We start from the raw sequence: 25,479 nt of genomic DNA on the forward strand, positions 1-25,479 counted from the left end.
ATCCGGGGTGAATCATGGCTCGGCTCTGCCGGTTCTGCCGGTCCCGCCGGCTTTGCCGGCTCTGCCGGTTCCGCCGGTCCCGCCGGGCGGACCGGTGCGGATGTCTCACGCGTCGGGCGCGCCATGTGATCGGCGTGGCCGGGGCGGACGTATGTCTCCGTGATCATGCGTGGTGTCGCGGCCGAACCGCGGGTTTGTCATGATCCTGGAGACTTGTGGTACACGGGGGTACATCAGCGCTCCGTGATCATGAGAAACCGTTGGTGTCGGTGGCGGGTGCGGCATGATCGCGGAGACTTTCGGTCGCTGCGGCGTGGTTCGCGGCGTGCGGCGGCCGCCGGGTGGGACGTGATCGCCGATCGTGCCCGCCCCGCGACCCGGTTCACGTCGGCGGGCTCGGCGTGAGTCGAGTCCGCTGCCGCGGCGAGGCGGGTGGCGGTGATCGGGTCAGGCGGTCAGGCGTTCGCTGAGGTCCCACAGGCGGGCGGCGGCCTCGGGGTCGCGGGCCAGGGGGCTGGGGTCGCGGCGGCGGCCGCGGACGTAGTAGCCGCCGGTGGTCTCGGCCGCCTCCGGGGCGCTGGCCAGGTACACCGACGTGGCGGCGCCTTCGGCGACGGGGGACTGGAAGGGCGTGCTGAGCGCGACGAGCACGCGCATCGCGCCGGTCACCTCGCGGCCGAGGGCGGTACGGACCAGGCCGGGGTGCAGGCAGTTGGCGACCACGCCGGTGCCTGTCAGCCGCCTCGCCAGTTCGGTGGTGAACAGGATGTTCGCGAGCTTGGACAGGCCGTAGTCCGGGTTGCCCGCGGGCAGGGTGTCCCAGCGGATCGAGCGCACGGAGGCGTGGGCGTTGGATGAGACCGTCACCACCCGGGCGGGGGCGCTGTGCAAGAGGCGGTCGCGGAGCAGCTTGGTGAGCAGGAACGGGGCGAGGTGGTTGGTGGCGAACATGCTCTCGTAGCCCTCGCGGGTTAGGCGGCGCCGCGTGGCGATCACGCCGGCGTTGTTGACCAGCACGTCGAGGCGGTCGTGGCGGGCCAGGACCTCGGCGGCCAGGCGGCGTACCTCGGCCAGGCTCGACAGGTCGGCGGTCAGCAGGTCGGCGGCGGCGCCGGGGGCGCGGGCGTGAATTTCTTCGAGGGCCGCCCGGCCGCGGCCGGGGTCGCGGCCGGCGACGAGCACGGTGGCGCCCAGCTCGGCCAGGCGGGCGGCGGTCTCCCGGCCGATCCCGCTGGTCGCGCCGGTCACCAGGCACACCTTGCCGGACATGCTCGTCATGCGGACAACGCTGCCGGACCGACGAGCGCGATTCAACCGCCGTAGCGGTCGAGGAACTGCTTCGTGACGCCGTAGGCGGTCTGGCCGCCCCACGACGAGCCCCAGAACGGCGATGCCCGGCACGCCCGAGTTCCGGTCGGTGAGGGCGTAGGCGGCGATCACCGTCCGCATCGGCTGCTCGGGGCACGCCGCGCGAGGGCGGGAAGGCGCCGGTGGCGGCGGTGTGGGCGCCAGCAGCGCGAGGTTGCCGCGGGCCGAGTAGCCCGCCGGGCCGAGCTGGGCGGCCACCGGGCCGAGCTGGGCGGCCACCGGGCCGAGCTGGGCGGCCACCGGGCCGAGCTGGGCGGCCACCGGGCCGGGGTCGGCCGCGGCGGCGAGAGCCTCGCGTCCGGTGCGAGCGAGGCCCTCACCGCCGCGGTCGCGGCCAGCCCGGCCGCCGCGCGCGATCCGGTCGCCGCGGTGTTGTACGCGGCCGTCGCCCTGGCCGCCGTACTGCGCCGGGCCGCCGACCGGGACCCGGTGGAGCAGGCCCGGACCGGCCACGCGCTCGCCCGGAACCTCCTGCGCATGCTGGGCATCGACCCGCCGTGCATCGCAGAGCTCCTCGCGCGGCCGCTGTCTACGGGATCGTGACCGTGACCCGCGGGCCGCCCTTCGGGCGCGGCGTTGCTCTACGGGATCGTGACCGTGACCTGCGGGCCGCCCTTCGGGCGCGGCGTTGCTCTACGGGAACGTGACCGTGACCCGCAGGCCGCCCTCCGGGCGCGGCGTTTGTGACCGTGACCCGCGGGCCGCGCTCCGGGCGCGCCTTCTCTCTACGGGAACGTGACCGTGACCCGCAGGCCGCCCTCCGGGGGCGCCGCCGCGGCGACCGTCGCGCCGTGCGCCTGGGCGATGGCCCGCACGATCGCCAGGCCCAGGCCGTGGCCGTCGGAGGCGGCGCGGACGCGATCGGCGCCGAGGCGCTGGAAGGGCTGGAACAGCCGCTCCACCTGATCTGGAGGTACCACCGGACCGGTATTGGCCACCGTCAGCGCCGATCCGGCCGTGGTGACCGCGATCCGGCCGCCGTCGACGTTGTGCCGGAGCGCGTTGTCGACCAGGTTGGCGACCAGGCTTCCGGCGAGGCTCTCGTCCCCGGCGATCGGCACCGGGGACAGGTCGGTGGTGACCGTGATGCCCCGCCCGGACGCGGCGGCGGCGCGGGACGCGACCACCCGGCCGGCCACCGGAGCCAGGTCGAACCGGTCGGGGCGCTCGATGCCCTGCTCGCCGGTGGCCAGGGTGAGCAGCGCGTCGATGAGCCGGGCCTGCCCCGCGCCCAGGTCCAGGACCTCCCGGGCCGCCGCGCGCACGCTCTCGGTGGAGGCGTCCGGGTCGGCCAGGGCCACCTGTAGCAGGGCGCGCTGCGCGGTCAGCGGCGTGCGCAGCTCGTGCGAGGCGTTGGCGACGAACCGGCGCTGCGCGGCGAACGCGGCCTCTAGTCGGCCGAACAGGTCGTCGAGCGTGCTGGCCAGCTCGGCGAACTCGTCACGGCGGCCGGTCGGGCCGAGGCGGCGGTGCAGGTTGGTGGCCGAGATGTCCCGGGCGGTGTCGATCATGAGCCGCAATGGGCGCAGGAACCGGCCGGCGACGATCCAGCCCACGACGATCGAGACCAGCACCGTCACGACGAACGCGGCGGCCGAGAGACCCAGCGCGCGGGAGCCGTTTTCGACCGCGGTGGGTGGCTGCGGCGGCATGTCAGCCGCCGGCACGGTGTCGCGGATGCTGAGCAGCGGCACGAACGCCAGCAGGGCCGCGGCCGTGACCAGGAACGGGCCGGCGTAGAGCAGGGTCAGCTGCCCGCGCAGGGTCCGCCGCCGGGCCATCAGGCCGCGCCGATCCGGTAGCCGGCCTCGCGCACGGTATGGATGACCGGCGGGTCGCCCAGGCGCGCCCGCAGCCTCCGCACCGTCGTCTTGACCGTCGTGGTGAACGGATCCGCCGCCTCGTCCCACACCCGCTCCAGCAGCTCCTCCGCGGACACCGGCCGCCCGCTTGCGGCCATCAGGCACTCCAGCACCCCGAACTCCTTCGGGCTCAGCTCCAGTGGGCGCCCGGCCCGCTCGGCGGTGCGCCGGGCCGGGTCGAGGGTCAGGTCGCCGGCGGTGAGCACCGGCGGCAGAGCGGTGGCCGGCCGCCGCCCCAGCGCGCGGACCCGGGCGACCAGCTCGTCGAAGTCGAACGGCTTGGGCAGATAGTCGTCGGCGCCCAGGCCCAGCCCCTCGACCCGGTCGCGGACGGTGCCGGACGCGGTCAGCATCAGCACCCGGCTGGCCGGGTGCTCGGCCACGACGTGCCGGCAGACGTCGTCGCCGCCGACGCCCGGCAGGTCGCGGTCGAGCACGACCACGTCATACCGCGTGACGGCCAGCCGCTCCAGCGCGTCGCCGCCGTCGAGGACCACGTCGACGGCCAGGCCCGCCCGGCGCAGCCCGGTGCCCAGGGTGCGGGCCAGCACCTCGTGATCCTCGACGACGAGCACTCGCATGCCTCCACCATGCCAGGGTCGCGGTGACACCGGGGTGTCACCGGGCGCCGCGTAGAACAGGTGCCATGCACGACGCCACCATCACCGTCGAGGGGCTGCGCAAGCGCTTCGGCCGCACCCTCGCGCTGGACGGGATGACGTTCACCGTCCGGCCCGGCCGGGTCACCGGGTTCGTCGGCCCCAACGGCGCCGGCAAGTCCACCACCATGCGGGTCGTCCTCGGCCTCGACGCCGCCGACGCCGGCCGGGCGCTGGTCGGCGGGCGCGCCTACCGGAGCCTGGACCGGCCGCTGTGCCACCTGGGTTCGCTGCTGGACGCCGCCGCGCTGCAGCCCGGCCGCACCGCCCGCAACCACCTGCGCTGGCTCGCCCACTCCCAGGGCCTGCCCGCCCGCCGCGCCGACGAGGTGCTGGAGCTGACCGGTCTCGGCGCCGCCGGGCGGCGCCGGGCCGGCGGCTACTCGCTCGGCATGCGCCAGCGGCTCGGCATCGCCGCCGCCCTGCTCGGCGACCCGCCCGCGGTCATGCTCGACGAGCCGTTCAACGGCATGGACCCCGAGGGCATCATCTGGATGCGCACGCTGCTGCGGGACCTCGCCGCGCAGGGCCGGGCGGTGCTCGTCTCCAGCCACCTGATGGGCGAGCTGCAAGGCTGCGCCGACCACGTGGTGGTGGCCGGCCGCGGCCGGGTCATCGCCGACGCGGCCGTGGCCGACCTGCTGGCCCGCGCCGCCGACGGCAGGATCACGCTGCGTTCGCCGGCGATCGCCGATGCCGCGGGGGTGCTGCGCGAAGCCGGCGCGGCCGTCACCCCCGACGGCGACGGCGCGCTCACCGTCGCCGCCCTCGACCCGGGGGCCGTCGTCGCCGCGCTCACCGCCGCCGGGGTGCCGTTCTCGGAGGTGTCCGGCCGCCGGGCCACGCTCGAGGACGCCTACCTGGAGCTGACCCGCGACGCGGCCGAGTTCCGCGCCCAGGCGCCGGGGGAGGGGCGATGAGCCTCCTGCGGCTGCTGCGCGCCGAGTGGACCAAGCTGCGCACCGTGCCCGCCTGGGTGGCCGCCCCGCTCGCCGGCGCCGCGATCATCCTCGCCTTGGGACTGACCCCCAGCCGGCAGGGCTCCTGCGGGCAGCACGGCCCCGGCTCCGAGTGCGCGCCGCTGCGCGGGCCGGGCGGGCAGGAGGTCACCGACGGCCTCACCCTCGTGCACCGCACCCTCACCGGCGACGGCACGCTCACCGCCCGGGTCGCCGCGCTGACCGGCCGGCTGCCGGACGACGGGCCCGCCACCCGCGACGGCCTCGCGCCGTGGGCCAAGGCCGGCCTGATCGTCAAGGACGGCACCGCACAGGGGTCCGCCTACGCGGCGGTCATGCTCACCGGCGAGCACGGCGTGCGGCTGCAGTATGACTACGTGCACGACGAGGGCCAACCGGCCGACGCCAGGATCGCGCCAGCGCCGGTGTGGCTGCGGCTGACCCGGACCGGCGACGTGGTCACCGCCGAACGGTCCGCCGACGGCGTGGCGTGGACCGGCGCCGGCACCGCCCGGCTGCCCGGCCTGCCGCGGACGGTGACGGCCGGGTTGTTCGTCACCTCGCCGCAGTATGCCGCCCAGGTCAACCAGGCCGTCGTGCTCTCCGGCACCCAGGGCGGCCCGAGCCAGGCCATCGGCACGTTCGATCACCTCGCCACCGCCGGCGCCTGGTCGGGCGAGTGGCAGGGCACCGTCATCGGCGCCCGGGGCGGCCCCGCCGCCGGCCCGCGCACCGGCTGGGCACCGACCGCCGACGGGTTCGCCCTCACCGGCTCCGGCGACATCGCCCCGTCCGTCTCGGGCGGCGCCGGCCTCGGCGTCACGATCAGCCAGACCCTCGCCGGCACCTTCCTCAGCCTCGTCGCGGTCGTGGTCGTCGGCGCGCTGTTCGTCACCGCCGAGTACCGCCGCGGCCTGATCCGCACCACCCTGGCCGCCGCGCCCCGCCGGGGCCGGGTCCTGGCCGCGAAGGCCGCCGTGCTCGGCGCCGCCGGGTTCGTCCTCGGCCTGGCCGCCGCCGCACCGGTGGTCGCGTTCGGCCCGGGGGTGCTGCGCGGCAACGGCGTCTACGTGCACCCGGCCACGCTCGGCACCGAGCTGCGGGTGGTCGCCGGCACCGCGGCCCTGCTCGCCGGGTGCGCGGTCCTCGCCCTCGGCCTGGGCACGCTGCTGCGCCGGGGCGTCGCCGCCGTCGTCGCGTCGATCGTGCTGGTCGTCCTGCCGTATCTGCTGTCGGTCACCGTGCTGCCGCTGCGCGCCGCCGACTGGCTGCTGCGGGTCACCCCGGCGGCCGCGTTCGCGCTGCAGCAGAGCGAGCCGCGGTATGCCCAGATCGACAACGTGTATTCGCCCGTCGACGGCTACTTCCCGCTCGGCCCGTGGGCCGGCCTGGCCGTGCTGGCCGGGTGGGTCGCCGTCGCGCTGGCCGCCGCCTGGTATGCGCTGCGCCGGAGGGACACGTGAGGCGGGCCCTGCACGCGGAGTGGACGAAGCTGCGCACCGCGCGCGGGCTGCTGTGGCTGCTGCCCGCCATCGCCGCGGCGACGGCCGGGCTGAGCGCGGCGGCGGCCGCAGCCGTGTCGTGCGGCACGCCCTGCGCGGCCGACCTCACGAAGCTCAGCCTGACCGGCGTCCAGCTTGGCCAGGCGGTCGTGGCCGTCCTGGCGGTGCTGGCGATCGGCGACGAGTATGCCACCGGCACCATCCGGGTCAGCCTTGCCGCGGTGCCGCGCCGCACCGCGCTGCTGGCCGCCAAGGCCCTGGTCACCACCGCGGCGGTCGGCGCCGCCGCGACCGCGGGCGTGGCCGGCTCGCTGCTGGCCGGCGGGCTGCTGCTGCCCGGCCACGGCGGGCTGTGGCGCCCGGCGATCGGCTCGGTGCTGTACCTGATACTGATCGGGCTGCTGAGCCTCGGCGTGGCGACCGCGGTGCGCAGCTCGGCCGCCGCGGCCGGGATCGTGCTCGCGCTGCTGTATGCGTGGCCGGTCGCCGCCCGCGCGGTCACCGACCCGGCCTGGACCCGGCGGCTGGACCGGATCGGCCCGATGACCGCCGGCACCGCGATCCAGGCCACCCGCGACCTGGCCGCCCTGCCGATCGGCCCGTGGCCCGGCCTGGGCGTGCTCGCCCTGTGGGCCCTCGCCGCGCTCCTGGCCGGCTGGTTGCTACTCCTGCGCCGCGACGCCTGACCCGGTCCGGGAGTCCTGGGCCGCGGCGCCTGGCCCGGTGCGGGAGTCCTGCGCTGCGATGCCTGGCCCGGTCCGGGAGTCCTGCGCCGCGATGCCTGGCCCGGTCCGGGAGTCCTGCGCCGCGATGCCTGGCCCGGTCCGGGAGTCCTGCGCTGCGACGCCTGGCCCGGTCCGGGAGTCCTGGGCCGCGACGCCTGGCCCGGTCCGGGAGTCCTGGGCCGCGACGCCGGACCCGGTCCGGCGCCGGACGGCCGTGGCGATCACCCGCAGGCCGCTGCGGACGGCGCCGCTGATCGCCAGGGCGGTCGGCAGGACCGCGACCGCCAGGGCGGCCAGGCCTTCCCAGGCGGCGACGGTGGTCAGGCCGTCGGCCCGGATCGGCGCCACGCACAGCGCGACCAGGTGCGGCAGGCCGGGCAGGACGAACGTCACGAGGTAGTACAGGGCGACCGCGATACCCGGCACGTAGAGCCACAGGTAGCGCCGCGCCCAGGTCACCTCGCGCGGATCGGTGTCCGCCAGGTGCCGCTCGTCGGCCTCGCTCGCCCGGCGCAGGTACCGGCGCAGCAGCGCCCCCTTGGTCGCCCACAGCGTCTTGCCGCCGGTGGCGTTGACCAGCAGTGCGTAGACGTCGGTGCGCATGAACACCATCGCCTGGGCGATCAGGGCGGTGAACTGCAGCAGCACCAGCGTCCGCAGCAGCCGCACGGCGACCGGGCCGAGCCAGCCGCTCAGGGTGGCCGCCAGCGCCAGCGCCGCGGTCAGGACGACCACGTCCCAGGCCATCCCGGCCAGCAGCGGGCCGTAGCGGGCCCGCCGGGGCACGCTCCACAGCCGGGTCAGGTCGGCCTGGAAGGTCAGGAAGTACAGCCGCCGGCTCACCGACAGCCGGGTGCGCAGGCCGTGCGCGGCCGTCGCCAGCACGTGCGCGCCCTCGTGCACGGCCACCGCCACCATGCCCAGCACGCTCACGACGAGGATGTTGAGCAGCTGCGTGTCGAACGGGAACGCGTCGCGGTACGACGGCCGCAGCCGGGGCAGCGCGACCAGCAGCGCCGGCGCGGCCACCACGACGGCGGCGTAGACCGCCCAGGCGGCCCGGCCGAACAGCAGCGCGCCGGCCCGCCGCGCCGCCGTGCCCGAGTGCTCCCGCGGATCGGGCTCGCCGAGGAGGCCCTCATCGGAAAGTACCGTCAAGAAATCGACGACATCGACCGGCTCGCCGGCCAGCTCCGCGGCGCGGCGCTCGCACTCCGCCACGTCGAGGCCCTGCCGCAGCCACTCGATGATCCGCACGCCGAGCTCGGGGACCTCGACGTACGCGCCGGTGTGCGGGCTGCCCACCACGAAGCCATCCCCGTCGGCGACCACGGTCAGGGCCGCGATCCCGGACAGCGGCGGCAGCTCAACCGTCTGCGTCACGGCTCACGCCCCCCGGGTGCGGTCGCACAGCGGGCAGCGCGGGTGGCGCGTCCACGGGGCGCGAGTGGTGCGCATCCCGTCGGCCAGCTCGATGGTGTGGTACACCCCGGCCGCCACCGGCGGGTCGGTGCGGGTCAGGTAACGGCCGGCCTCGAGCGTGACGAACCCGGCGAGCAGCTGCGCGACCGGCCCGGTCGCCCGGTTGACCCGGCCCGCGGGCAGCACCACGGCCTGCGTGCTCAGCTCCGGCATGGTCTCGCCCTCGTCGGCGCGGTTGAGCTCCAGGCACATCCGGCACGGGCTGACGCCCGGCTCGACCGACCAGTAGAACAGCATCGAGTACTGCAGGCCGCCGGTGACGAACGGCACGCCGAGCTCGAAGCAGGCCTCGTTGACCAGGAGGTGTACGTCGTTGGGTGAGTCGATCGCGCAGACCACCAGCGACGCGCCGGCGCCCAGCCGGACCAGCGACGCCACGTCGGATACCCGCTCGTGCACCGCCTCCACGACGGTGCCGGGGGAGTAGCGCGCCGCCCAGTCCCGCGCCGCGTCGACCTTGTTCCGGCCGATGTCGTCGCGGCCGTAGGCGAACTGGCGGGCCAGGTTCTTCTCCTCGACCGCGTCGAAGTCGACCAGCCGGATCCGGCCCACGCCCAGGCCGAGCAGCGACTGCAGCACCCCGCTGCCCATGCCCCCGGCGCCGAGCAGCAGCACGTCGGCGGCGGCCATGGCCCGGTGGAAGTCGGCGCTGGTGCGCTCCAGCCCGGCGAACAAGTCGTAGAAGCGCAGGTTGCTCTCGTGCCGGCGGCGCGTGGCGGCGTCCAGCCCGGCGTCGGCGCCGGCCCGCAGCAGGACGCCGACCTCGTCGAGCGCGCCGACCGCGGCGCTCATGTCGGCCTCGGTCACCTCGAAGCCGCGCTCGCGCATGGCGGCCGGCAGTTCGGCGACGGTGCGGGAGCCCTGCGCGAGCACCTGCAGCAGCGTCGAGACGCTGCCGTCCTCGTCGTCCAGGTAGGTGGCCTCGAGCGCGTGCCCGAGGAGGATGACCTCCGCCGGCCGCTGCACGACGGAGATGGGCTTGAGTTGGGGCCGCATTGCAACGCTCCTGTCCGCGCCGTTGATCCGCGTCTTCGACAAAAAAGAGCCGGCCCGGCGGAGGCCGCCGGGCCGGCCGATCTATGGACTTACACGGCACCCTGGGGCGCGTCCGGGTCCAGGTGGATCCGGGTGGCCTCGATCTGCTCGACCTTCTTGACCTTGATCTTCACGTTCGCTCTCCCATCGATGAGGGACTTTGCGTTATGTACCGGGCGGTTGCCCGGCCGGGAAGTAACTTATTCGCTGCGGACAATGGGAAACAGTCACCGATGCGACCCGCGCCAGGTCAGGAACCCTACGTATCAGAACAGGCCGGAGCCCGGTCGCGGCTGCGACCGGGCTCCGGACGTCTGTGTGTGCTGCGGTCGGCCGATCAGGCGTCGACCAGCTCCTTCGCCTGCTCCGGGACCGCGAAGCCCTTGCTGTTCGGGGTGCGGGCGGCGTGGAGGAGGCCGGCGGCGCCGAGGATGAACAGCAGGCCGGCGGCGAGGTAGGCGACCAGGGAGGCCTGTTCGGCCTTGGTGCCGAACTCGCTGAAGCCGTAGGAGGTCAGCAGCATGCCGCGCAGGCTCTCGCCCTTGAAGACGGTCTCCCGGTCGGTGTTGCTGGCGGTGAGCTGCTTCTGCAGGTCGGCGATGGCCGGGTCGTCGGGGTTGGCCTTCTGCGCGGCGGCGATCTTGGTCTTCAGTTCGGTCTGGACGTCGCCGAGCTGGGCGTAGGTCTTGCCGCCGCCGATGGACTTGAGGTGCAGTCCGATGAACTCGTTGGCGTAGCATTCGGCCTGCTTGCCGGTGGTCAGCTGCTGGCCGGCGTACTTGACCAGGCAGGCGGACTCCTTCTCCTCGGGGGTGAGGGTGTCGGCGGTCTTGAAGCTGATCTGCTGCTGGCTGAGCTGGTCCTTGACGTAGTTCTTGGCGAAGTTGGCGTTGCTGGTCAGGACCAGGCCGGCGACCAGCAGGAGCCCGGCCAGGATCACCAGGCCGGCGCCGACGATGATGTCGAGGGTCTTGCGCTTCATGGGGGCCCTCCCTGGGCTCGGGTCTCTGCTGCGGTGGTGCCATCAGCATGCTGGCGATACCCCACCGCCCCACAGAGGACTACGGCCCGCCGTCGGGGGACCTCCGTCGTCCCGCCGGGGCCGGAGGTCCTGCCACGGATGCCCTGGACACAGGTAAGGTGCCAGAAACGCTGTGATCGACAGGACTGGGACGTGGACAGACGCGCACTGTTTCGAGGTGGTCTGCTCGTGACCGCCGGCGCGGCCATCGGGGCGGCCGCCGCCACGATCCCGCGCGTCTGGCCGCGGAACCATCTGCCGTTCGACGGCGGATACGCCCCGGCCGCCGACCGGGTCGACGACTACGACGTCCAGGGGCGCATCACGGCCACCTGGCACGTGGAGACGTCCGAGCCGGTGGTGGCGTTCACGTTCGACGACGGGCCGGGCCCGAAGTGGACCTCCGAGGTGCTGGACGCGCTCGATCACTACCAGGTGCCGGCGACGTTCTTCCTCGTCGGGCAGAACGTGGCGGCCCACGGCGACCTGCTGCGCGGCCGGCTGGACCGGCACGAGGTCGGCAACCACACGTGGTCGCACCCCGACCTGGCGACGATGGACGCGCCGGCCGTCGGCAAGCAGTTGGCCCGCGCCCACGACACCATCCAGGCGGTGACCGGGCGCGCGCCGAAGCTCTTCCGCCCGCCGTACGGCCACATCGGCGGGTCCACGCTCATGGCGGCCGACAAGGCCGGCTACAGCCTGGTGCTGTGGTCACGGAAGATGAACGAGGACAAGTACGTCCAGGACCCACCCGGGCAGGCGCAGGACATCGTCGAGCACGCCCGCCCCGGTCAGATCATCCTGGCCCACGACGTCGGCCCCGCCAACCGGTACGTGGCCCTCAGTCAGCTCGGCGCCATGTTCACCGGGCTGCGCCAGCGCGGCTTCCGCTTCGTCACCGTGTCCGAGCTGATAGCGCTCGGCCGGCCGGCCTCCGACGCGGGCTGATCCCCCCGCCACGCCCCAGACCGTCGCCGTGGCGGTGCCGGTTCGCGGGCGGTGTAGGGCGCGGGCGGTGGGGTAGTCGCCCCGCGTGCCTGTGGGGCGGTGGTTGCGGGAGCGGGAGCTGGCCGGGGAACTGGCGGCCGAGTTCGCCGGCACGATGGTGCTCATCCTGTTCGGGTGCGGCTCCGTCGCGCAGGTCATCGCGGCCGGGCTCGGTGGGCACGACAGCATCGCCTGGTCGTGGGGGCTCGGGGTGACGTTCGGCGTGTACGTGGCCGGGCGGCTCAGCGGCGGGCATCTCAATCCGGCGGTGAGCATCGCGATGGCGATGTTCAGCGGGTTCGAGTGGCGCAAGGTGCTGCCGTACTCGCTGGCGCAGACCGCCGGCGCGTTCATCGGTGCGTTGCTCGTGCGCTGGAACTACAACTCGATCCTGGCCGCCGCCGACCCGCGACATACCGAGAAGACGCAGATCGTCTTCTCCACGCTGCCGGGCAACGGCACGCTGCCGGTCGGCTGGCCCAACGCGTTCCTCGACCAGATCATCGGCACGGCGATCCTGCTGTTCCTCATCATGGCGCTCACCGACCCGCGCAACCTGCCGCCCCGGGCCGGCCTGGTCCCGCTGCTGGTCGGGCTCGTCGTGGTGGTGATCGGCATGGCGTGGGGCGCCGCGGCCGGATACGCGATCAACCCCGCCCGTGACTTCGGCCCCCGGCTCGCGTCGTTTTTCACCGGGTACGGCGGCGCGTGGGTCGACCGGACCGGCTACCCGTACTTCTGGGTCCCGATCGTCGCGCCGGTCCTCGGCGGCGCGGCCGGCGCGGGCCTGTACCGGCTGGCGATCGGCCGCCGCCTGCCGGTCGCGGAGCCCGAGGTGGGAAGGGCGAGCGTGCACCATGGCTGACTACATCGGCGCCATCGACCAGGGCACGACGAGCACGCGGGCGATGGTCTTCGACCACCGCGGCGCGGTCGTCGCCCGGCACCAGATCGAGCACAAACAGATCCTGCCGCGGGCCGGCTGGGTGGAGCACGACCCGGCCGAGATCTGGCGGCACACCCAGGACGTGATGCGGGAGGCCTTCCGGGAGTACCACATCCGGGCTCTCGGCATCGCGAACCAGCGCGAGACTACCGTGGTCTGGGACCGGCGCACCGGCGAGGCCTTCGGCAACGCGATCGTGTGGCAGGACACCCGCACCGACCGGATCGCCGAGGCGCTCGAGCGGGACGGGCGCGGCGAGGTCATCCGGCGCAAGAGCGGGCTGCGGCCGGCGACCTACTTCGCCGGCGGCAAGCTGCGGTGGATCCTCGACAACGTCGACGGGGCGCGGGCGGCGGCCGGGCGCGGCGACGCGCTGTTCGGCACCATGGACACCTGGGTGCTGTGGAACCTCACCGGCGGCGCGGTCCACGCCACCGACGTGACCAACGCCAGCCGGACCATGCTCATGGACCTGGAGACCCTGGACTGGGACGACGAGCTGCTGTCGTTGTTCGGGGTACCACGGGCAATGCTGCCGCGGATCCGCCCGTCCGCCGACCCGGGCGGCTACGGCACCACCGCCGCCGGGATCCCGGTCACGGCCGCGCTCGGCGACCAGCAGGCGGCCACCGTCGGCCAGGTCTGCTTCGCCCCCGGCGAGGCCAAGAACACCTACGGCACCGGCAACTTCCTGCTGCTCAACACCGGCACCAAGCCGGTGCGCTCCGAGCACGGGCTGCTCACCACCGTGGCGTACCGGTTCGGCGAGCAGCCGCCGGTGTACGCGCTGGAGGGGTCGATCGCGGTCACCGGCGCGGCCGTGCAGTGGCTGCGCGACCAGCTGCGCATCATCGACACCGCCGCGCAGAGCGAGGAGCTCGCCGCCCGGGTGCCGGACAACGGCGGCATGTACTTCGTGCCCGCGTTCTCCGGGCTGTTCGCGCCGTACTGGCGCGCCGACGCGCGCGGCGCGATCGTCGGGCTGTCCCGGTTCGACACCGACGCGCACCTGGCCCGCGCCACCCTGGAGGCGATCTGCTACCAGTCCCGCGACGTCGTCGAGGCGATGCAGCAGGACTCCGGCGTGACCCTCGAGGTGCTCAAGGTCGACGGCGGGGTGACCGCCAACGACCTGTGCATGCAACTGCAGGCGGACATTCTGGGGGTACCGGTGAGCCGGCCCGCGGTCGCCGAGACGACCGCGCTCGGCGCCGCCTACGCCGCCGGGCTGGCCGCCGGCTACTGGAACGACACCGACGAACTGCGCGCGAACTGGAACGAGTCGCACCGCTGGATGCCCGGCTGGCCCGCGAGCCGGCGCGACGAGGGGTACGCGGACTGGCAACGGGCGGTGGCGCGCAGCCTGGACTGGATCGAGATCGGAGCCTGATCGTGCACACACCGGCGTTGTCACCGCAGGCCCGCGACCGTACCGTCGCGGCCCTGTCCGGCGCGGAACTCGATGTCGTGGTCGTCGGCGGCGGCGTGGTCGGGGCCGGCTGCGCGCTCGACGCGACCACCCGCGGCCTGTCCACGGCCCTGCTGGAGATGCGCGACTGGGCCAGCGGCACGTCGAGCCGCTCCAGCAAGCTCATCCACGGCGGCCTGCGCTACCTGGAGATGATGGATTTCCGGCTGGTCCGCGAGGCACTGCGCGAGCGGGGCCTGCTCCTGCGCCGCCTGGCACCCCACCTGGTCCGACCGGTGCCGTTCCTCTACCCGCTCACCCACCCGGTGTGGGAGCGCGGCTACGTCGGCGCCGGCGTGCTGCTGTACGACACCATGGCCAGCGGCCCGGGCGCCCTGCCCCGGCACCGGCAGCTGACCCGCCACGGCGCGCTGCGGGCCTGCCCGGCGCTGCGCCCCGACGCCCTCACCGGCGCCGTGCAGTACTGGGACGCGCAGGTCGACGACGCCCGGCACACGCTGTTCGTGGTCCGCACGGCCGCCGCCTACGGCGCGCAGGTGCTGTCCCGGGCCCAGGTCGTCGGCTTCCTGCGGGAGGGCGGCCGGGTGACCGGCGTGCGGGTGCGCGACCTGGAGCACGACCGGGAGTTCGAGGTCCGCGCCCGGCAGGTGATCAACGCGACCGGCGTGTGGACCGACGACACCCAGGCGATGATCGGCGAGCGCGGCCAGTTCCGGGTCCGCGCCTCCAAGGGCATCCACCTGGTGGTGCCCCGCGACCGGATCCGCTCCACCACCGGCATGATCCTGCGCACGGCGACGAGCGTGCTGTTCGTCATCCCGTGGGGCCGGCACTGGATCATCGGTACCACCGACACCGACTGGACCCTGGACAAGGCGCACCCCGCGGCGACCCGGGCCGACGTCGACTACCTGCTGCACGAGGTCAACCAGGTGCTGGTGACCCCGCTGCGCCGGGACGACGTCGAGGGCATCTACGCCGGCCTGCGCCCGCTGCTGGCCGGCGAGTCGGAGCCGACGTCGAAGCTGTCCCGCGAGCACGTGGTCGCCGCGCCGGTGCCCGGCCTCGTCGCGGTCGCCGGCGGCAAGTACACGACGTACCGGGTGATGGCCGCCGACGCCGTCGACGCGGCGGTCCACGGCCTGGACAGCGCCGCGCCCCCGTCCTGCACCGACCGGGTCCCGCTGGCCGGCGCCGACGGCTTCGCGGCGCTGTGGAACCGGCGGGAGGCCCTCGCCGCCGGCAGCGGCGTGCACGTGGTCCGCGTCGAGCACCTCCTGGGCCGCTACGGCACTCTCGTCGACGAGGTCCTCGACCTGGTCCGGGCCGACGCGAGCCTGGCCGGGCCGGTGCCGGGCGCCGACGACTACCTCCTCGCGGAGGTCGCCTACGCGGTGCTGGCCGAGGGCGCCCGCCACCTCGAGGACGTGCTGACCCGCCGGACCCGCATCTCGATCGAGACCTTCGACCGCGGCCTGTCCGCGGCCCGCCCGGTGGCCGAGCTCATGGCCCAGGCGCTGGAATGGCCGGCCGAGCAGGTCGAGCGGGAGGTGGACAGCTACCGGCGCCGGGTGGAGGCGGAGCGGGCCTCGCAGGAGGAGCCCGACGACCTGGCCGCCGAGCACATCCGCCTGGAGGCCCCGGACGTGGTGCCGGTCGTGCCGGTCGCTTAGGAAAGAGTGCCGGCCGGGCGCCACGGCAGAATGCCGGGGGGAGTGGCGCCCGGCCTGGAACCCGGCAAGGGGGGTTCGCCGGACCTCCAGATTGACGCTCATCGCCCGATCCGGGAAGGGCCGAAGGTCCCGTTCCGGTCGCCGGCCTACCGGCGCGGACCGCGGTGCGGGTGGGCCGGTTGCGCGAGGGCGAGGAGTGCGGCCGGCCACTCGCGCTGGCCGGGGGAGTCGGGGACGGCGAGGCCGCGGGCCCGTTCGATGCGTTGCCAGGCGTGCTCCGGCGCGAGGCCGTCGAGGACCAGGATGCCGGCGGCGAGCAGTGAGGCGCGGCCGATGCCGAACCGGCAGTGGGTGACGATGTGGTCGCCGGCGCGGAGCCGTTCGGTGAGCCGTCGCAGGCCGGGCAGGACGGCGGCCGGGTCGGGGACGCCTCGGTCGGCGATCGGGATCGACACGAATTCCAGGCCGGCGCCGGTGGCGGCGCGGGGTTCGCCCGCGAGGTCCACCTCGTCGAGCTCGGCGGCGGGGAGCGCGCAGACGAGGATGTCGACGCCCGCCGCGCGCAGTGCGGTCAGCTCGTCGGTGAGCCAGTCGCCGCCGCGGGGTTTGGCCATGGTGCTGAGCCGGCCGGGGCCGGGCCGGTCGATGGTGAACAGGGTGGGGCGCATCCGCTGCGGCACCTACCTTTCCGGGGTCGTCATGCCTCGCCGGTGGTGGCGAAGCCGCGGAGCATCGCGGTGAGGCCGGCGTCGAACCAGGCGTCGTAGAACGGGGCGGTGGCCGGGTCCGGGGGCTCGCCGCCGACCTGGGCCAGGACGTGGCCCAGGGTGAACACCGCCACCGACTGGACCACGGTGATCGCGTGCTCCTGGTCGATGCCCTCGGCGGCGAACTGCTCGAACAGCGGCGCGACCAGCCCGAGGCCGGTGCCGGCGTCGATCGGGTGGGTGGCCAGCAGCGCCACCGCGCGGGGGTGGTCGAGCAGCATCCGGCGGTAGGCGACGGCGAAGGAGCGCAGCGACACGGCCCACGCGTCGCGCACAGCGTAGCTCGTCGACGTGGTGAGGCGGGCGACGACGCCGGACAGTACCGCATCCCGGTTGGGAAAGTGCCGGTAGAGCGACATCGCGGCGACGCCCAGCGCCGCGCCGAGGCGGCGCATGGTGAGCGCCTCCAGGCCCTCGGCGTCGATGACGGCCACCGCCGCGGCCAGGATGTCGTCCCGGTGCAGCAGCGGTGGCCGGCCCGGCTTGCGCGGCAGCGTCACACCGACATCGTGGCAAGCAGCGTCGTGGCGGCCATGGCCAGGGTCAGCCCGCCGACGACCATGTGCTGCACGTCGATGACCACGGCGTGCCCGGCGGCCGGCAGGATCTTCCAGGTGCGCGCGTAGTCCCGCTCGTAGCCGGCCTGGACCGAGGGCAGCTTGACGCCGAGGTACGGCAGCCACCAGCTGTACAGGTGCCCGGCCAGCACCAGGGCGCACAGCCCGAGCGCCAGCCACGCCGACCACGGCCGGCGCAGCCCGATGAGCACCGCGATGAGCAGCGGGAACGGGTAGTTGATCGTGGCCGCCAGGGCGCGGTGGCGCAGGTTGGTCACGGACAGGTCGTTGAGCGGGAACATCGGCACCCACTCGGTGAGGATCAGCCAGGCGAGCCAGACGAGCGGGACGAGGACGGCGAGAGTGGTCACGACAGTTTCCTTACTTTGTAAGCTTACCTTGTACGCAAATGATGGCGCATCGATGCGGGGCTTCGCAACGGAGAACACCGTCGGGTGGGCTACAGCAGGCCGTGGTCGCGGGCGTAGACCGCGGCCTGGGTGCGGTCGCGCAGGCCGAGCCGGCCCAGGATGCGCGAGACGTGGTTCTTCACCGTGCCCTCGCTGAGGTACATCCGGGCCGCGATCTCCCGGTTCGTCGAGCCGGTCGCGACCAGCCGCAGGATGTCCAGCTCCCGGGCGGTCAGCTCGGCCGGGCCGGCCGCGGGCAGGGCGGCGGCGAGCCGCCGGGCGACGGCCGCGTCGAGCGGGGCGACGCCGCGGTGGGCCAGCCGCACCGCGTCCGCGAGCTCGGCGGCGCCGAGGTCCTTGAGCAGGTACCCCTCGGCGCCGGCCCGCAGGGCCAGGGTCACGTAGGCGTCGTCGTCGAACGTGGTGAGCATGACGACCCGGCAGGCCGGTTGCGCCCGGCGCAGCGCGCGGGTCGCCTCGACGCCGTCCAGGCCGGGCATGCGCACGTCCATGAGCACGACGTCGGGGGCGAGCTCGGCGGCCCGCTCGAGCGCCTCCCGGCCGTCGGCGGCGGTGCCGACCACCTCGATGCCGGGCTGGATGCCCAGCAGCGACGCGATGCCGTCGCGGACCAGTTGCTGGTCGTCGACGACGAGCACCCGCACGGGCGCCGGCGGCGGCTCAGCCACCGGGGATCCGGACGGTGACGGTGACGCCCCGGTCGGCGTTGGCGACGGATACGGTACCGCCGAGCAGCCGGACCCGCTCGCGCATGCCCTGCAGCCCGAACCCGTCGCGGTGCGGCTCGGCCAGCCCGACGCCGTCGTCGGCGACGACGAGGCTGGCCGCGCCCGCGCGGAAGTCGGCGACGATGGACACCGCGCCGGCCGCGCCGTGCCGCCGGGCGTTGGTGAGCGCCTCCTGCGCCGCCCGGTAGACGGCCATGCGCACCGGCGGGTCCAGTGCCTCCTCGTCGCCGTCGACGGCGAGGCTGATCCGCATCCGCTCGTCGGCGGCGTGCCGGGCCAGGTCGTGCAGCGACAGGGGTGCGTCGCGCAGGGCGCGCACGGAGTCGCGGACCTCCTCCAGGGCGCGCCGGGCCGACCAGCGGGCGTCGGCGATCGCCCGGTGCGCGGCGGCGGCGTCGCGGTCCCGGAACGCCTCGGCCTTCTCCAGCTGTACCGTGATCGCCGTCAGATGGTGGCCGAGGCTGTCGTGGATGTCGCGGGCGAGGCGGTTGCGCTCCTGGGCGGCGGACAGCCCGGCGACGTCGCGCATCGCCGCCTCCAGCTCGGTGCGGGCGTGCAGCTCGCCGACCGCGACCGCGGCCATGGACAGCGCGAGGACCAGCCCCACCGCGTACATGAGCAGGTCGGAGCGGTGCTCGCCGCCGATGAGCGCGTAGTAGCCGGCCAGCGCCGCCGCGCCGCCGAGGCCGAGGGCGAGGGCGACGCGGCGGCCGAACGTGAAGTACGCCCCGAACGGCACGACGATGAACAGGGCGCCGGTCAGCCCGCTGCGGTCGAACGCGGCCACCACCAGCAGCAGCGCCAGCCGCGCGGCGAGCAGCACGCGGCGGGGCCGGTGCCGGTCGAGCCACTCGACGCCGGCCAGGCCCAGCACGCCCGCGGCGAACCCGGCCGCCTGCGCCAGCGGCGGCCGGGCGGCCAGGCCGGCGGCGAGGACCGCCGCGCACAGCAGGAACGGCACCCACTGGACCGGGCGGGCGGGTGCGGGCATGCCGTCAGGCTACTTGGGTGACGGCTCGGGAGGGCGCGGCGGCGATCGACAGCCAGATCACCGACGCGGCCGCGGCGATGTGCACCAGGCTGGTCCAGGGCGTGTCGTCGAGCGGGGCGAGCGCGGCGAGCAGGGTCAGCCCGAGGCCGTAGCCGGCCGCGGGCAGCCGCGGGAACACCCCGGCCCGCAGCATGGAGACGCTGAACAGCAGCGTCCCGGCCACGAACACGCCCGCGCCGCCGAGCAGCACCGGCCCGGCGGGCCCGGCCCGCAGCGCCGCGGCCGCGGCGTCGTCGAGCTGGAACACGACCACGTTGAGGGCGAACGCGACCCCGGTGAACAGGCCCAGGCCGAGCAGGTTCAGGGCGTAGGCGACCGCGCCGAAGCGCCCGGCGCGGTCGCGCTGGTGCAGGTAGAGGGCGGTGACGGTGGGCGCGGCGAAGGCGACGCCGAGGCCGAGCACGAGCGAGGTCGGCTCGGTCTCGCCGGTGAACGCCTCGATCGCGCCGGGCACGCCGATGGACAGGCCGAGGACGACGCCGCACCCGGCGCCGAATCGTTGCAACCACATGCCCGGGGACGCTATTGCCGGTGACCCGGGCGGGGGCAGTGCCGGCCGGCCAGACCCGCGCCGCCGCCCGGCACGTGCCGCCCGGCCTACATCGCGGCGATCTGGATGAGGTTGCCGCAGGTGTCGTCGAACACGGCGGTGGTGACCGGCCCCATCTCGGCCGGCGGCTGGGTGAACACGACGCCGGCGGCGAGCAGCCGCTCGTACTCCTTGTGCACGTCCTGCACCGCGAACGACGTCCACGGGATGCCGTCGGCGGTCAGCGCCTCGCGGAATGGCCGCACCGCCGGGTGGCCGGCCGGCTCCAGCACCAGCTCGACGCCGTCGGGCTGCTCGGGCGAGACGACGGTGAGCCAGCTGACGCCGTCGCCGAGCGGCATGTCGGTCTTCTGCACGAACCCGAGCACGTCGGTGTAGAACCGCAGCGCCTTGGCCTGGTCGTCGACGAACATGCTTGCCAGATTGATCCTCATCGGTCCTCCTTGGGGCGCCAGCGTTCGGCGATGGCCCGCAGCGGGCCGGTGTCGATGTGGTGGAACTTGTACCGCCCCTCCCGGCGGGTGCGCACCAGCCCGGCCGCCTCGAGGACGTCGAGGTGCTGGGAGATCGCCTGCCGGGACGAGCCGATCGCGTGCTTCATGGCCAGCCGGGCGCACAGCTCGAACAGCGTCTGGCCGTCGCGCTCGGCCAGCTCGTCGAGGATCGTGCGCCGGGTCGGGTCGGCGAGCGCCCGGAAGACGTCGCCGTCCGCCACGCCGCCCAGCATAGGCAAGTGACCGCTTGCCTATCAACCCCCGGCGCGCCAGGGTTCACCCGGTCGCAGTGACGCAGGGCCCGCCGGCCCAGGACCGAAGACCCTTTCGCGAGTCGCCTCGCGCGGAGTGTGCTGGATCCAGCGCACACGGCGCCCGGCGGCGGAGGTGACCCGATGATCACGGCTCTGGACCTGTTGATCGAACAGCCGTTCACGACCGGAATCCCCCAGCAGTTCCTGGCCCGGATGGCGCACTACTCGCACCGGGTCAGCTTCCGCGCCGGGACCCGGATCTTCAGCGAGGGCGGCCGGGCGGGCCACTTCTGGCTGATCCGGGACGGCTTCGTCGAGCTCGACGCCAACCTGCCGGCCCGCGGCTCCGTCACCGTCGACACCCTCGGCCCCGGACAGCTGCTCGGCTGGTCGTGGATGTTCGCGCCGTACCGCTGGCACTTCGGCGCCACCGCCGCCACGCCGGTCCTCGCGATCGGCTTCGACGCCCCCGGCATCCGCTCCCTGTGCGACGCCGAGCCCGAGTTCGGCCTCGCCCTGACCCGCCGCCTCTCCGAGGTCCTGGTCGAGCGGATGCAGGCCACCCGGATGCGGCTGCTCGAGCCCGCCTGAGACGGCCGGCCGCGCCGCCGCCGAGGGGCGGCGGCGCGGTCACCGGCGGCGGCGCGTGCCGGGGTCAGTCGTTGTGGGCCTGCCGCCAGTCACGGACCGCGTCGCGCATCCGGTCGAACACGGCCACCGGCGGGCCGAGCAGCAGGTTGCCGACCGGGGACTCGCCCGCGCCCGGGTGCGGCCGGGTCGGTGCCACGGACTCGGCGGCCCGCACCGCGCCGGTCATGCGGCGCAGCCGTTCCGGGTCCTCGTGGCTGCGCAGCTGCGGGAACTCGTCCCGCTCCTCGTGCGTGGCGTGGGCGAGCACGTCCCGCTCCAGCCGCGCGAACTTCGTGTCGAACTCGGGCGCGTCGACGCCGAGGTCGTAGAGCTCCGACAGTGCGTGCTTGGCCTCGCTCTCCTCCTGCAGCCGGGCGTCGACCACGGCGTCCCCGGCGTCGTTGCGGGCCACCGGGTGCACCACCTGCTCCTCGGCGCTCTCGTGGACGGCGAGCAGCCGGACCAGCCGCTGGAACGCGTCCCGCCGGGCGTCGCCCCGCGCGCCCTTCACCTCGGCGAACAGGGCCTTGACCTGGTTGTGCTGGGCGAGCAGCAGGTCGATGACGTCCTGTTCCTGCTGGGTCGTGGTCATCACGTACCTCCAGGGTGCTCCAGTACACGGACCCTCTGCCCATACCCCGCGGGCGGCCGGGCAAGCGGGAAACGCGGCCGCGGGTAGGGTGTGCCCGGCGGTACGACAGGTGGCTGGGAGCCCGCATGGACACTTCGATCGACCGGTACCTGCGGCGCGCCGACGGGGTGCCCGCCGAGATCTGGGTCGCGCCGAGCCGCGGCCAGCTGTTCTGGCTGCGGCACGCGCCCGCGCTGTTCGCGCCGCCGGTGGAGGGCGGCAGTGCGCCGGTGCGCTGGTGGGGGATCGCCACCGTGACACCCAGCACCAACGTGACCGTGCTCAACCTGCGGTACCAGAGCTATCTGAACCTGATCTTCCATCGGACCGCCCTGGCCCGGATCGGGCACGCGGTGTGCATGCCGCTGATCGTCGCCTCGATGCTCGCCGCGTGCCACGCCGTGCCGTTCGGGGCGCCGGCCGCCGCGGCCGGGCTGGCCGTGTGGTGGGTGTGGTGGGCGGTCAGGGAGCGCGACGCGCTGTGGGGCGCGAGCGGCGTGGCGCTGGTCGCGGTGCTCTACGCCCTGGCCGAGGTGGCCCACCGCGCGCTCGCCGGGCCGGCCCCGCTCGCCCAGCCCCTGGCCTGGGTGGTGCTCGGGTCGCTACTGCAGGCCGGCTCGCACGTGCTCGAGCCGCTCCCGCCGCGGGTGACCCGCTCGCCGCGCTGGGTGCCGGTCGGGGAGTACGTGTTCGGCGCTCCCGGCCGCCGCCACCGGCCGGGGACCGTGCTGCGCCGGCTCGGCCACCTCGCCGCGCAGACGGTCTTCGGCACCCTCGACGAGCTGGTCGCCTCGCCCCGGCTGCTGCCGGTGCTGCTGCTCGGCCTGCTCTGGCGGCTCGGCCACGACCGGGACCGCCGGGCCGCCTGGCGGGCGCAGGCGGCCCGGGCGATCGCCAGCGGCAACCCGGGCCTGGACTTCATCGGCATCGGCGGCAGCACGCCGCTGCGCATCCCGGCCTGACCGTTACCGGCCGCGCTCCTTGGCGACGGCCTCGCGCACGGCCGGCGCCACCTCGGCGGCGAACCGCTCGGTGGCGGTGATGTCGTCGCCGCCGACGATGAACCCGGAGATGCCGTGGTCGAGGGCGAGGCCGGCCAGCCGCTCCACCGACTCGGCGGGCGGCCCGTCGAGGCGCATGAAGTTCAGCAGCCGCCGCACCGCGGCCGGGGAACGCCCCGCCCCGGCCGCCGCCTCGTCGATGCGGGCGTTGAGCCCGGGCAGCGAGCCGGCGCCGTCGGGCAGGTACTCCAGCGTCGGTAGCCAGCCGTCGCCGACCGCGCCGGTGAGCGCCAGGATCTTCGGCTTGTAGGCGCCGATCCAGATCCCGATGTCGTGCGCCGGCTTCGGCCCCCGCTTCGCGCCCGCGACGCTGTAGAACCGGCCGTCGTGGCGCACCCCGCCGCGGGTCTCGGTGTCCCACAGGTCGCGGATGATCGCGATCGCCTCGCCGAGGGCCTCGATGCTCTGCCCGGCGCCGAGCCGGCGCCCACCCATCGCGGCGATGGCGTCCCAGAAGCCGCCGGCGCCGATGCCGAGCTCGAACCGGCCGCCGCTGAGGATGTCGAGCGTGGCCGCGGCCCGGGCGAGCACGGCCGGCGGGCGCAGCGGGAGGTTGAGGACGTTGCCGCTGAGCCGGACCCGCTCGGTGCGGGCGGCGGCGTAGGACAGCAGCGTCCACGTGTCCAGGAACGCCGGCTGGTAGGGGTGGTCCTGGAAGGTGACCAGGTCCAGCCCGGCCCGGTCGGCGGTGGCGGCCAGGTCGAGCGCGTGCCGCGCGCCCTGGGCGCTGGGCGTCACGAAGCTGCCGAACAGCAGGTCGTGTCCGTAGTCGGTCATGCCGGAGCCTCCTCGAGGCGCGGGTCGATGTTGAAGTTGTCGCGGAAGAGGTTGTCCGGGTCGTACCGCCGCTTGAGCTCGCGCAACCGCGCCAGCACCGGCGGCGGGAACGCGTCGTGCAGGCGCTCGGGGCGCGGGTCGGTCTCGAAGCTCAGGTACAGCCCGTCGAAGTGGTGGGCGAGGGCGTCCCAGGCCGCGTCGAGCGCCGCCCGGTCGGTGCCCATCGCGGCCACCTGGAACGCCGGCGTGCGGTGCGCGAACGCCGTCTCCCCGGCCGGCGTGTCGGCGATGGCCCCGCCCATGGCGCGCAGCTCGAAGAAGTACACCCGGCCGCTGCGCAACAGCATGGCCGCGTCCCGGGCGAACCCGGGGGTGAGCGCCGGCAGGAACGCCGACCGGGCGACCGGCTCACCCGCGCCGTGGTGCCCGTCCGGGCCGACGTCCTCGGCCAGGGCCATGACGTCCCGGTACCGCGTGAGCGCCACCTGCTGCTGCGCGAGCAGCCCCAGCTCCGTGAACGGGGTCAGCCGCTCGACGACGACGTCCGGGTCGCCCGAGTCCACCATCCCGAACAGCTGCACCGCCGACTGCCCCGCGCGGGCCCGCCCGGTGACGAGGAAGACCGTCGTGTCCCGGGGCGCGGCGGCGGCCAGCTCGCCGTAGCGGCCCAGGGCCGCCTCGAGGTCCGGCGTGATCAGCACGAGGTGGGCCCAGCCGACCTCGCGCACCTCGCTGACCTCGAACTCGAACGCCGTGGCCACCCCGAAGTTCGCGCCCGCGCCGCGGACCGCCCAGAACAGGTCCGGGTGCTCGGTGCGGCTCGCCCGCACCGGCGTGCCGTCGGCCAGCACCAGCTCGACCGCGCGCAGGTGGTCGATGGTCAGGCCCTGCTCGCGGGAGAGGAACCCGATCCCGCCCGCGGTGGCCAGCCCGCCGACCCCGACGCCGCCGTAGTCGCCGGAGCCCAGCGCCCAGCCGTAGGGGTCCAGCGCGGCCGCGACCTGTTTCCACGTCGCGCCCGGCCCGATGCGCACCAGCCGCCGGTCCGGGTCGAGGACCTCGATGCGGTGCAGCCCGCCGACGTCGACGACCAGCCCGCCGTCGTTGGTCGAGCGGCCGCTGATGCCGTGCCCGCCGCTGCGGATGCCCAGCGGCAGGTGCCGGTGCCGGCGCGCGAACGCGAGGGCGTCGGCGACCTCGGCCGGGGTGCGCGGGCGCAGGACGAGCCCCGGGGCGCCACCCCGCAGATAGGTCGAGGTCTTGCCGCGGTACTGCGGGTCGCCCGGCTCGATCGCGGCGTCGGCCAGCGACGCGGGCAGCCCGTCGTAGTCGATGCCGTCCCGGCGGCGCGCCCGGGCGGCCGCCGAGCGCCGCGGCCGGCCCCCGCCGTCCGGCCCGCCGGCGAGCGCGGCCAGGCGGTCGACGTCGGCCTCGGCGCGCACCGGCACCACCACCGGCCGCCCGCCCTCGGCCAGGGCGCGCAGCCGCTGCGGCCCGGCGTCCCGCTCCGCGGTCACCCACGCCGCCGCCGACGTGATCAGCCGGGTGCCGGCGAGCACGTCGAGGCTCTCCCGCGCCTTGGCGACCACCGCCGGGTAGGGCGCCCGCGCGTCGGCCGGGTCTGGCGCCGGCACCGGCGGGTCGGCCAGCCCCACCTGGATGCGCTCGGTCCGCCCGGCCAGCCACGCCGCCACCGTCCACGGGTCCGGCCCGCCGTTTTCGCCGTTTTGGCCGGCACCGTCTTCTTGATTGCCGGTGCCGGCTTCGGACAGGACGACCAGGCTCAGCCCGCCCCGCTCCGCCCGGTGCGCCAGCCCCGCCAACGCCTCCGGATCGCACCACGCCGTGGACAGGTCCACCGCGATCCCCAACTCCATGGCCATCCGTCCTCCGCCTA

The 25,479-nt window shown here is 74.9% G+C and carries 25 protein-coding genes and 1 pseudogene; 9 read left to right on the plus strand and 17 right to left on the minus strand.

Going from position 1 to position 25,479, the window contains the following annotated elements; genetic code table 11:
• Positions 1 to 447: 447 nt before the first annotated feature.
• The 3 genes from ACQPXD_RS27405 to ACQPXD_RS27415 form a co-directional block, all read right to left on the minus strand.
• Positions 448 to 1,821: an SDR family oxidoreductase gene (locus tag ACQPXD_RS27405; protein WP_432843477.1), complete on the minus strand. Its 1,374-nt coding sequence runs from the start codon at positions 1,819 to 1,821 to the stop codon at positions 448 to 450.
• 272 nt (positions 1,822 to 2,093) lie between these two features.
• Positions 2,094 to 3,149, minus strand: a complete 1,056-nt coding sequence (locus ACQPXD_RS27410) for a sensor histidine kinase (RefSeq protein ID WP_432843479.1) — start codon at positions 3,147 to 3,149, stop codon at positions 2,094 to 2,096.
• Complete coding sequence (locus tag ACQPXD_RS27415; protein WP_432843481.1) at positions 3,149 to 3,811, minus strand: response regulator transcription factor; 663 nt, start codon at positions 3,809 to 3,811, stop codon at positions 3,149 to 3,151. Before ACQPXD_RS27415 ends, ACQPXD_RS27410 begins: the two co-directional genes overlap by 1 nt.
• 65 nt (positions 3,812 to 3,876) lie before the next feature.
• Between ACQPXD_RS27415 and ACQPXD_RS27420 the strand changes: the two genes are divergently transcribed.
• Genes ACQPXD_RS27420 through ACQPXD_RS27430 form a run of 3 tightly spaced genes read left to right on the plus strand, consistent with a single transcriptional unit; the run spans position 3,877 to position 7,036 of the window.
• Positions 3,877 to 4,809, plus strand: a complete 933-nt coding sequence (locus ACQPXD_RS27420; protein ID WP_432843483.1) for an ATP-binding cassette domain-containing protein — start codon at positions 3,877 to 3,879, stop codon at positions 4,807 to 4,809.
• The gene (locus ACQPXD_RS27425) at positions 4,806 to 6,311 is read left to right on the plus strand and encodes an ABC transporter permease subunit (RefSeq protein WP_432843485.1); all 1,506 of its coding nucleotides are present in this window, start codon (positions 4,806 to 4,808) and stop codon (positions 6,309 to 6,311) included. The genes ACQPXD_RS27420 and ACQPXD_RS27425 overlap by 4 nt, the downstream gene beginning before the upstream one ends.
• Complete coding sequence (locus tag ACQPXD_RS27430; RefSeq protein ID WP_432843487.1) at positions 6,308 to 7,036, plus strand: ABC transporter permease; 729 nt, start codon at positions 6,308 to 6,310, stop codon at positions 7,034 to 7,036. Before ACQPXD_RS27425 ends, ACQPXD_RS27430 begins: the two co-directional genes overlap by 4 nt.
• Here ACQPXD_RS27430 and ACQPXD_RS27435 read toward each other — a convergent pair.
• From ACQPXD_RS27435 to ACQPXD_RS27445, 3 genes are all read right to left on the minus strand, one after another.
• Complete coding sequence (locus ACQPXD_RS27435; RefSeq protein ID WP_432843489.1) at positions 7,013 to 8,458, minus strand: hypothetical protein; 1,446 nt, start codon at positions 8,456 to 8,458, stop codon at positions 7,013 to 7,015. The two genes, ACQPXD_RS27430 and ACQPXD_RS27435, sit on opposite strands and share 24 nt — an antisense overlap.
• 3 nt (positions 8,459 to 8,461) lie before the next feature.
• Positions 8,462 to 9,553, minus strand: coding sequence for a HesA/MoeB/ThiF family protein (locus tag ACQPXD_RS27440; protein WP_432843491.1), 1,092 nt, complete (start codon positions 9,551 to 9,553; stop codon positions 8,462 to 8,464).
• Between the two features lie 376 nt (positions 9,554 to 9,929).
• Positions 9,930 to 10,574, minus strand: a complete 645-nt coding sequence (locus ACQPXD_RS27445) for a hypothetical protein (RefSeq protein WP_432843493.1) — start codon at positions 10,572 to 10,574, stop codon at positions 9,930 to 9,932.
• Positions 10,575 to 10,766: 192 nt separating this feature from the next.
• Here ACQPXD_RS27445 and ACQPXD_RS27450 point away from each other — a divergent pair, with 192 nt between their 5' ends.
• The 4 genes and pseudogenes from ACQPXD_RS27450 to ACQPXD_RS27465 all read left to right on the plus strand — a co-directional run bounded on the left by ACQPXD_RS27450 (position 10,767) and on the right by ACQPXD_RS27465 (position 15,651).
• Positions 10,767 to 11,564, plus strand: coding sequence for a polysaccharide deacetylase family protein (locus ACQPXD_RS27450; protein WP_432843495.1), 798 nt, complete (start codon positions 10,767 to 10,769; stop codon positions 11,562 to 11,564).
• Between the two features lie 91 nt (positions 11,565 to 11,655).
• Positions 11,656 to 12,500 (plus strand): annotated as a pseudogene (locus ACQPXD_RS27455) (MIP/aquaporin family protein); the annotation flags it as partial.
• Positions 12,501 to 12,511: 11 nt separating this feature from the next.
• Positions 12,512 to 13,939 (plus strand): glycerol kinase GlpK, encoded by a 1,428-nt coding sequence (gene glpK, locus ACQPXD_RS27460; protein ID WP_432843497.1) that lies wholly within the window; start codon positions 12,512 to 12,514, stop codon positions 13,937 to 13,939.
• Between the two features lie 2 nt (positions 13,940 to 13,941).
• Positions 13,942 to 15,651, plus strand: coding sequence for a glycerol-3-phosphate dehydrogenase/oxidase (locus ACQPXD_RS27465; protein WP_432843499.1), 1,710 nt, complete (start codon positions 13,942 to 13,944; stop codon positions 15,649 to 15,651).
• A 146-nt stretch (positions 15,652 to 15,797) separates the two neighbouring features.
• Here ACQPXD_RS27465 and ACQPXD_RS27470 read toward each other — a convergent pair whose 3' ends face one another.
• From ACQPXD_RS27470 to ACQPXD_RS27505, 8 genes are all read right to left on the minus strand, one after another.
• On the minus strand, positions 15,798 to 16,319 hold the full coding sequence (locus tag ACQPXD_RS27470) for a protein-tyrosine phosphatase family protein (RefSeq protein ID WP_432843501.1): 522 nt from the start codon (positions 16,317 to 16,319) through the stop codon (positions 15,798 to 15,800).
• Between the two features lie 29 nt (positions 16,320 to 16,348).
• Positions 16,349 to 16,918 carry a TetR/AcrR family transcriptional regulator gene (locus ACQPXD_RS27475; RefSeq protein WP_432843503.1) on the minus strand — a complete coding sequence of 190 codons (570 nt, stop codon included), beginning with the start codon at positions 16,916 to 16,918 and terminating at the stop codon, positions 16,349 to 16,351.
• Positions 16,915 to 17,346, minus strand: coding sequence for a hypothetical protein (locus ACQPXD_RS27480; protein ID WP_432843505.1), 432 nt, complete (start codon positions 17,344 to 17,346; stop codon positions 16,915 to 16,917). The genes ACQPXD_RS27475 and ACQPXD_RS27480 overlap by 4 nt, the downstream gene beginning before the upstream one ends.
• An 89-nt stretch (positions 17,347 to 17,435) precedes the next feature.
• A complete protein-coding gene (locus ACQPXD_RS27485; RefSeq protein WP_432843507.1) occupies positions 17,436 to 18,074 on the minus strand; it encodes a response regulator in 639 nt (212 codons plus the stop codon).
• Positions 18,067 to 19,125 carry a sensor histidine kinase gene (locus tag ACQPXD_RS27490; protein ID WP_432843509.1) on the minus strand — a complete coding sequence of 353 codons (1,059 nt, stop codon included), beginning with the start codon at positions 19,123 to 19,125 and terminating at the stop codon, positions 18,067 to 18,069. The genes ACQPXD_RS27485 and ACQPXD_RS27490 overlap by 8 nt, the downstream gene beginning before the upstream one ends.
• Positions 19,126 to 19,129: 4 nt before the next feature.
• Positions 19,130 to 19,696 (minus strand): hypothetical protein, encoded by a 567-nt coding sequence (locus ACQPXD_RS27495; protein WP_432843511.1) that lies wholly within the window; start codon positions 19,694 to 19,696, stop codon positions 19,130 to 19,132.
• Between the two features lie 86 nt (positions 19,697 to 19,782).
• Positions 19,783 to 20,169, minus strand: coding sequence for a VOC family protein (locus ACQPXD_RS27500; RefSeq protein WP_432843513.1), 387 nt, complete (start codon positions 20,167 to 20,169; stop codon positions 19,783 to 19,785).
• The gene (locus ACQPXD_RS27505; protein ID WP_432843970.1) at positions 20,166 to 20,462 is read right to left on the minus strand and encodes an ArsR/SmtB family transcription factor; all 297 of its coding nucleotides are present in this window, start codon (positions 20,460 to 20,462) and stop codon (positions 20,166 to 20,168) included. The genes ACQPXD_RS27500 and ACQPXD_RS27505 overlap by 4 nt, the downstream gene beginning before the upstream one ends.
• A gap of 162 nt (positions 20,463 to 20,624) precedes the next feature.
• On the opposite strand from ACQPXD_RS27505, the gene ACQPXD_RS27510 reads away from it, so the two are divergent.
• Positions 20,625 to 21,074: a Crp/Fnr family transcriptional regulator gene (locus ACQPXD_RS27510; protein WP_432843515.1), complete on the plus strand. Its 450-nt coding sequence runs from the start codon at positions 20,625 to 20,627 to the stop codon at positions 21,072 to 21,074.
• 64 nt (positions 21,075 to 21,138) lie between these two features.
• Here the strand turns inward: ACQPXD_RS27510 and ACQPXD_RS27515 are convergent, their stop codons facing one another.
• Positions 21,139 to 21,705 carry a hemerythrin domain-containing protein gene (locus ACQPXD_RS27515; RefSeq protein WP_432843517.1) on the minus strand — a complete coding sequence of 189 codons (567 nt, stop codon included), beginning with the start codon at positions 21,703 to 21,705 and terminating at the stop codon, positions 21,139 to 21,141.
• A 125-nt stretch (positions 21,706 to 21,830) separates the two neighbouring features.
• On the opposite strand from ACQPXD_RS27515, the gene ACQPXD_RS27520 reads away from it, so the two are divergent.
• Positions 21,831 to 22,706, plus strand: a complete 876-nt coding sequence (locus ACQPXD_RS27520) for a hypothetical protein (protein ID WP_432843519.1) — start codon at positions 21,831 to 21,833, stop codon at positions 22,704 to 22,706.
• A gap of 3 nt (positions 22,707 to 22,709) precedes the next feature.
• On the opposite strand, the gene ACQPXD_RS27525 is transcribed toward ACQPXD_RS27520, so the two are convergent.
• On the minus strand, positions 22,710 to 23,582 hold the full coding sequence (locus tag ACQPXD_RS27525) for an LLM class flavin-dependent oxidoreductase (RefSeq protein ID WP_432843521.1): 873 nt from the start codon (positions 23,580 to 23,582) through the stop codon (positions 22,710 to 22,712).
• Positions 23,579 to 25,465 (minus strand): LLM class flavin-dependent oxidoreductase, encoded by a 1,887-nt coding sequence (locus tag ACQPXD_RS27530; protein WP_432824203.1) that lies wholly within the window; start codon positions 25,463 to 25,465, stop codon positions 23,579 to 23,581. The genes ACQPXD_RS27525 and ACQPXD_RS27530 overlap by 4 nt, the downstream gene beginning before the upstream one ends.
• Positions 25,466 to 25,479: the final 14 nt, after the last annotated feature.

The sequence above is a fragment of the Dactylosporangium sp. CA-092794 genome (assembly GCF_050948465.1).
GTDB lineage: Bacteria > Actinomycetota > Actinomycetes > Mycobacteriales > Micromonosporaceae > Dactylosporangium.